The organism is Microcoleus sp. Pol10D4 (genome assembly GCF_036701555.1).
Classification (GTDB): Bacteria; Cyanobacteriota; Cyanobacteriia; order Cyanobacteriales; family Microcoleaceae; genus Microcoleus.
The window spans coordinates 1-5,685 of record NZ_JAUBRA010000137.1 but is presented as its reverse complement, the minus strand read 5'-3'; the positions used below and the strand labels follow the sequence as shown (position 1 = coordinate 5,685).

4 protein-coding genes are annotated in these 5,685 nt (G+C 45.9%); 3 read left to right on the top strand and 1 reads right to left on the bottom strand.

Annotation, left to right across the window (positions count from 1 at the left end):
* Window positions 1–150 precede the first annotated feature (150 nt).
* Window positions 151–1,263, top strand: coding sequence for an AI-2E family transporter (locus QUA36_RS30610; protein WP_333454621.1), 1,113 nt, complete (start codon window positions 151–153; stop codon window positions 1,261–1,263).
* A 305-nt stretch (window positions 1,264–1,568) separates the two neighbouring features.
* On the opposite strand, the gene QUA36_RS30605 is transcribed toward QUA36_RS30610, so the two are convergent.
* A complete protein-coding gene (locus QUA36_RS30605; RefSeq protein ID WP_333454622.1) occupies window positions 1,569–2,504 on the bottom strand; it encodes an OmpA family protein in 936 nt (311 codons plus the stop codon).
* 240 nt (window positions 2,505–2,744) lie between these two features.
* Here QUA36_RS30605 and QUA36_RS30600 point away from each other — a divergent pair, with 240 nt between their 5' ends.
* Both QUA36_RS30600 and QUA36_RS30595 read left to right on the top strand, forming a co-directional pair.
* Window positions 2,745–3,416 carry a hypothetical protein gene (locus QUA36_RS30600; protein WP_333166519.1) on the top strand — a complete coding sequence of 224 codons (672 nt, stop codon included), beginning with the start codon at window positions 2,745–2,747 and terminating at the stop codon, window positions 3,414–3,416.
* Between the two features lie 5 nt (window positions 3,417–3,421).
* Complete coding sequence (locus QUA36_RS30595; RefSeq protein ID WP_333460089.1) at window positions 3,422–5,497, top strand: abortive infection protein; 2,076 nt, start codon at window positions 3,422–3,424, stop codon at window positions 5,495–5,497.
* Window positions 5,498–5,685 lie beyond the last annotated feature (188 nt).

The following is a 5,685-nucleotide window of genomic DNA, read 5'->3' as shown; positions in this document are numbered from 1 at the left end:
GATTTTAAATCACCCTAACCTTCCTTCAGTCTTGTCTTATGGTACTCTGGCTGCTTAAAAACTGTCCGGAGTATTGTCATATCGTTTATCATAAAATAGAGAGTGACACGATCGACAACAATATCATTACTCAATTTTGTCAGAATAATCATGTCAGAACAGCGGATTACCATTTCTTTACCTAACTTGCTGCTAATTGTAGCATCGTCCTTGCTGCTAGTGTTGCTGTGGCAATTGCGGAGCCTGCTAGTCATTCTGATGATATCAGTCGTGCTGGCTGCTTCGATCGTCCCGATCGTTAATTGGGCCCAAACGATGCGGGTTCCCCGCTGGCTGGCGGTGATTATGGTTTATTTAACTCTCATCGGCGGATTTAGCGGGACGGTAGTGTTAATCGGGCCCACGGTCATCGAACAAATAGAGTTACTGCTGCGGCAGTTACCAGTTTATGTCGAAAGTTTGCGAACTGTGGCAACTAATGTATTGAGTCGCCTCACCGACGATGCCCCAACCCTGGTGGGTCAGTTGGTGGACACTCAATCGGTGACTAATTGGCTGATTCGATCGAGTCAACAACTGGTTTTGCGATCGTACAGTTTAACCAGAGGCATTCTAGGCGGTTTCTTCAGCCTAGTTTTAGCCTTATTTATTTCCGGTTACATGGTGGCCGACAGCGACACATTAATTAAAAGTTTGGTGCAGTTTTTCCCGAAACCTTGGGATGCAAGATTAGCCGCACAAGCGACGCCAATCGGTCAAAGGATGGGGAGTTATATTCGCGGGCGAGTGTTAGTTTCGGGCATTTTAGGGATATTTATTACCACAGGTTTGAGCATTTTGGGAATGCCGGAATTTGCTTTAGGCTTGGGTGCGATCGCAGGTGTTACCAACTTGATTCCCTTCATCGGGCCAGTTTTGGGAGCAGTACCAGCATTAATCGTAGCCTTTGCTAAAGGTGGCTTGCTATTTGTGTGGGTATTACTGTTATTTGTAATTATCCAGAATTTAGAAACTTACGTCCTCGATCCTTTGCTGGTTGGTTCATCGGTTGGTGTGCATCCTTTATATCAATTGCTGTCTGTATTGGGAGGCGTTCAAGTATTAGGAATTATTGGAGCGGTAATTGTGCCACCTTGGTTTGCGGGAGTGGCAGCTTTGATTGAAAACTTGTATTTAAAACCGAAGCTTAGAAGCGAACATCGAGAGGCAATAGATCAGGCTAAAAATAATTCTGACTTGCCACCTCTTACACCTTCGGCGTGATAGCTGGGAAAATGGGAAGAGAGGGAAATGGGGCAAGAGAGAGAGGGGAATTGAAAAATTTAATTTATATCGTTTCTGTTGGCATCGGCATAATATGCTTGAAAGTGCAGTGCGAGCTTAACATCTCGCGAAAAGAACACTCGCGAGATATTAAGCTCGCACTATTGACTTTCATACTAGAATTGAATTTTAGCCTTCCCAAACAATCTTGAAATGTCTCTGCGTTGCCTCTGCTGTTCCCTTTTCAATCAAAATATTTATGCAATAAGTCTAATGACTGGTGAGTGAGGACTGATGACTAAAAACTAAGGACTAATTGCCACTTCAATGCGGCGGTTGCGCTGCCGATTAGTATCGGAACTATTATCCACCGAAGGGCGACTTTCCCCATAGCCGATCGCCACCCAATGATACTTCTGACCGAGTACACCCGACAAATACTGCACCACCGCCTGAGCCCGCGCAAACGACACATTGCGATTATCCGCCGCTTCCCCCACGTCGTCAGTGTGGCCCGCAACCCGCACAGTTGCCCCCTCGTGATTGCTCAACTCCGCCACCAAATTGTCCAAAATCGCACTTGTTCCCGCGCGCAAAGAAATGCTGCCAGTATCAAACAAAACATCGCTGGGCAGAGTCACCATCAGCCCATCCCCCCCAAACACCGGATTATTGGCATTCTGTGGGGCAGTATTCACCGTTTCAGGGTTCAGACTCGGGCTGCTGCCGATCGCAGGTAAAGCAGGGGCAATACTTGCCGCCGTTTCCGGCGCCGCCAATTCCCGCGACATCAACTGCAAACGCTTTTCCAAAGTTTCCGTCGGGCGGCTGCTGCCCAACTGACTCTCCAAAGCCGCCGTGCGACCAATCAGCGCGTTGAGTTCGCCCTGCAACTGTCTCAAATCAGACTGCAATTTCTCTCTCTCGGCAGGACTGACTTTTGACTGGGGAGTCGGTGTAGCGGTTGGTGGCGGGAGCGCCGGAATTGGCGTTGCTGGGGCGCGTTTCGGGCTGGAGGTCAAATTTTGAGTTACACGCAGCAATCTCTCTGCCACCGGCATTTCAGTCGCGCCTGACGGATAAATTTGAGCGATCGCCATCCCCAAAACCCACGCAAAACCGCTGCCCACCCCCAGCAGCAGCAGTCGAAAAATCAGCGACAGTACAAGCAAACCTTTTCCCCGCGACTTGGAGACGCGAGTGGGGGGGATTGAAGGTTTTTCGTTAAAAGATCGCGTCATATTTCATCCCTCTCGGTGTACATACCAGATTAATTTCGATACTATCTTACCTATCCGATTTGAAATTTGAGATTTAAGATTTGAGATTTATCCTCCCATCTAAAATCTCAAAAAGAAACCCGCTTCCTATAAATCTGGGGTGTGGTGGCGAAGCATCGAGGCAGAAACCAGGTTTCTAGTCCGTTGCGTGCCAACCTGAATCTGTTGGATAATTCAGTAAAACTTTTGGAAAAAAAACCGATGACTGACCCTTTAAATAGCCCTTATCCCGTTCCTTGGGAATGGATTAGTGCCACTCATGCTAAAGTGAGCTCCACTGCCGGCACAGGCCTCCGCTATTATCGCAGTCCATCGCTAGTATCAACTAACGGTCAATACGCAGCTTACAGTCGAATTGAGTTGCAAGTGCAGCCGGAATTCTCTCAGTGTCGGGTTAGCAGCGTCATGTTTGTGGAAAATCTCAAAACCGGGGAACTGCAAACAGTGGCGGCTGCTTCGCCACTAGCCGAAAGTGGGATGTATGCTAGCGATGATATAGATATGTCCGGGACGATCGCCATTTTAGTGCCTGTTTCTTGGAATCAAGACGGTTCCCGCATTCTCGCCCGCGAATTTGAAGCACTTTTCAACTCTTCCGATATGTCCGACTACGGTGTCATTTGGGACAAAAATGATAATTACACTTATACCGTTGCTCCCGCTCGCAGTCTTTACACTCATGCTGTATTGTTGGGTTGGAGCCAAGTTTGTCCCGGAAAAGTTCTGTTCCGCGCAGGCAATTTGGGCGATCGATCTTGGCCTCTTTGTGCAGTTGATATGACAGGGCAAACGGTACCTGTCACCGAGGACAAACCCCTAGTTTTCGGCAGTCAAGCCAGCACAGACTGGATCGAACCTAAAACTCGTTTTTAGATATTATGGCATTTTCTTCGATCAAGCCAACAATTTTTTTAGTATTAGGTCAGTCTTTCAACCAATTCATTTTGACCCTGGGGCTGATTATTTTAGCTGTTATTTTTGGTTTAACAGCGTTTATTTTTATTCGCATTTTCGTCAACTGGTTGCAGGCGAAATTAGAAAACAACCGTCTTTTTTATAGACGCTCGTTCACAAAAGATACTGGTCATTTAACCGCTAATATTTCACAACCTCAAAAGGTTTTTTTAGAACCCAGATTCGTAGAAAGTGACGGCAATTTAACGGCTACTATTTTTGGAGGAAAAAGCGAGATTTCAGAAGCGTTTGAGCCGGATATAATCTGCGAAAATTCAGCATCAGTTGCCTATCTATACAAGCCGATCGCTCTTTGGCACGGGCGCTTAATTTTGCCCTCAAACGAACAGCGCCAACCCTACGGGACAGTGTTTTTTGAAGTAATAAATTCCCCCAAAAAGTATAAAAATTTTATTGGCAAAACAGCCTTTTTGAAATGGAGTACAAATCGCGAAGTACAGTTTTTTGTCCACGCAGTCAGTCAAGATATAAACTTCACACAACAAACTAAAAATAGTAAAAAATCTGGCAATATCCATCCAGATAGATTGAACGGCTGGCGAAATGTCGGCCCTTTAGAAACTCTAGCAGGCAGCAGACTCGAAGACAGCGTGACTGTGATGCTGCGGAGGCCGGTGATTGCGATTCATTATAGCAGCAGCGATCGCCAGGAACTCACGATCGATCGCGAACCAGTACAAATTATCGGACGTTTCTGCGCCTTAGTCTCAATTTTACAGAGAAAAGAAGCCGACAGCGACAAATTTATTGTCCGGCATTTCAACAAAACATCTCAACAATTTGACGGCGCCGCCGAAATTATTCGGATTCCGCAAGTACAGCAAGACAAAAATGGCGTAGCGAGGTCTACCAATCACCTGATCGAACAATCGCCATTAAATCCAGACGGCTGGTACATTTATGGCGAAAGAGACGAAGACAGTATATTTGTAGTACAGGCAATCGAACCCCGAAAAATTGCTCAATTAATCCCAGATGAAACACATTTCGGACTAAAAAAGTCTATCGCTTATTTAAGCAGCCAAAATTGGGAAAATACACCAGCCCAAAAAGGGCAAGCAAAAAGAGTATTGTTAACCCCAAATGATGCTACAGAAAACGCTTCAATCTCTCCTTGGCAAGAAGGAGATATCGGGATAGTGATTCACAGTTTCGGGGGTATCGGTGGCAAAAAAGGCGAACGGCCACCGCTGGGAATTGTCACCGGACATTTTGCTTTTGGAGTAGCAAAAGTAGTGCGCGATCGCTTTACCAGCGAACTGCGTTTTGACATAGAATACAAACAAGTTTACGCCCACAATCCCGACGGAATTGTCGCCGGTTCCAGCAAATGGCAAAGCTACATGGGAGACTTGCAGCGCGGCTGGTTGGGCGATCGCCCGGTTTGCGATATCATCTGTAAATTAGACTGCGTGTGTTGCGACTACGATTTTGACGGCATCACCTTGTCGCCTTTAACCGAATTAAACCAGCAACTAGATATCATGATGGCCCGTTACCGCAGCGGAGACGGCACCGGCGCAAGTTTAGTGACGCCAGCAACTTCTTGCGTGCAAGATTCAAGTCAGGCAATTTACGCGACCATTAAAAAAATCACTTCCGAAATAGAGTCAAATCCTCAGATTCAAGACTGGTTGAAAACACATCCCACCGACGCACAAACCCAAAGATTTCACCAGTTAGTAGCTTTAGGAGAAAGTTTAGAAACAGTATTAATGCCCCTCGGTATTGTTCGTCCAGATTGGCGAAAAAATTCGAGATTAGCGGGGATTGATTCTGAACTGAAAAAAACCTTTTTTGCTGGTATAGCAAACCTGATAAAAGCTGCTATTAGTTACCGAACAATGTTGCCGAGGCGCACCCAAGATGAAATAGCCAAAGTTTTATTAAAACAGGGAGCATTTTTGTGGATAATTCGCACAAATCAAGTTGGAGGATTTGACCCAGATATTGAGCCGATCGCACCGACAGGGCTTTAAATCAGCAATCGGTTTGTAGATGATTCTGCGATTGAAATTGTTACTATAAAAACCAAGTCTGCCTCCCCAGACTAACAGATTGATATCATGTCCGGTCAATTACCCTGATTCCTGTAGATACTGTCTTGATCTGTCAAGGGGTAGCGAGCAAATAAGTTGGATCGAAAGGCTTTTGGGACTTTAAAATA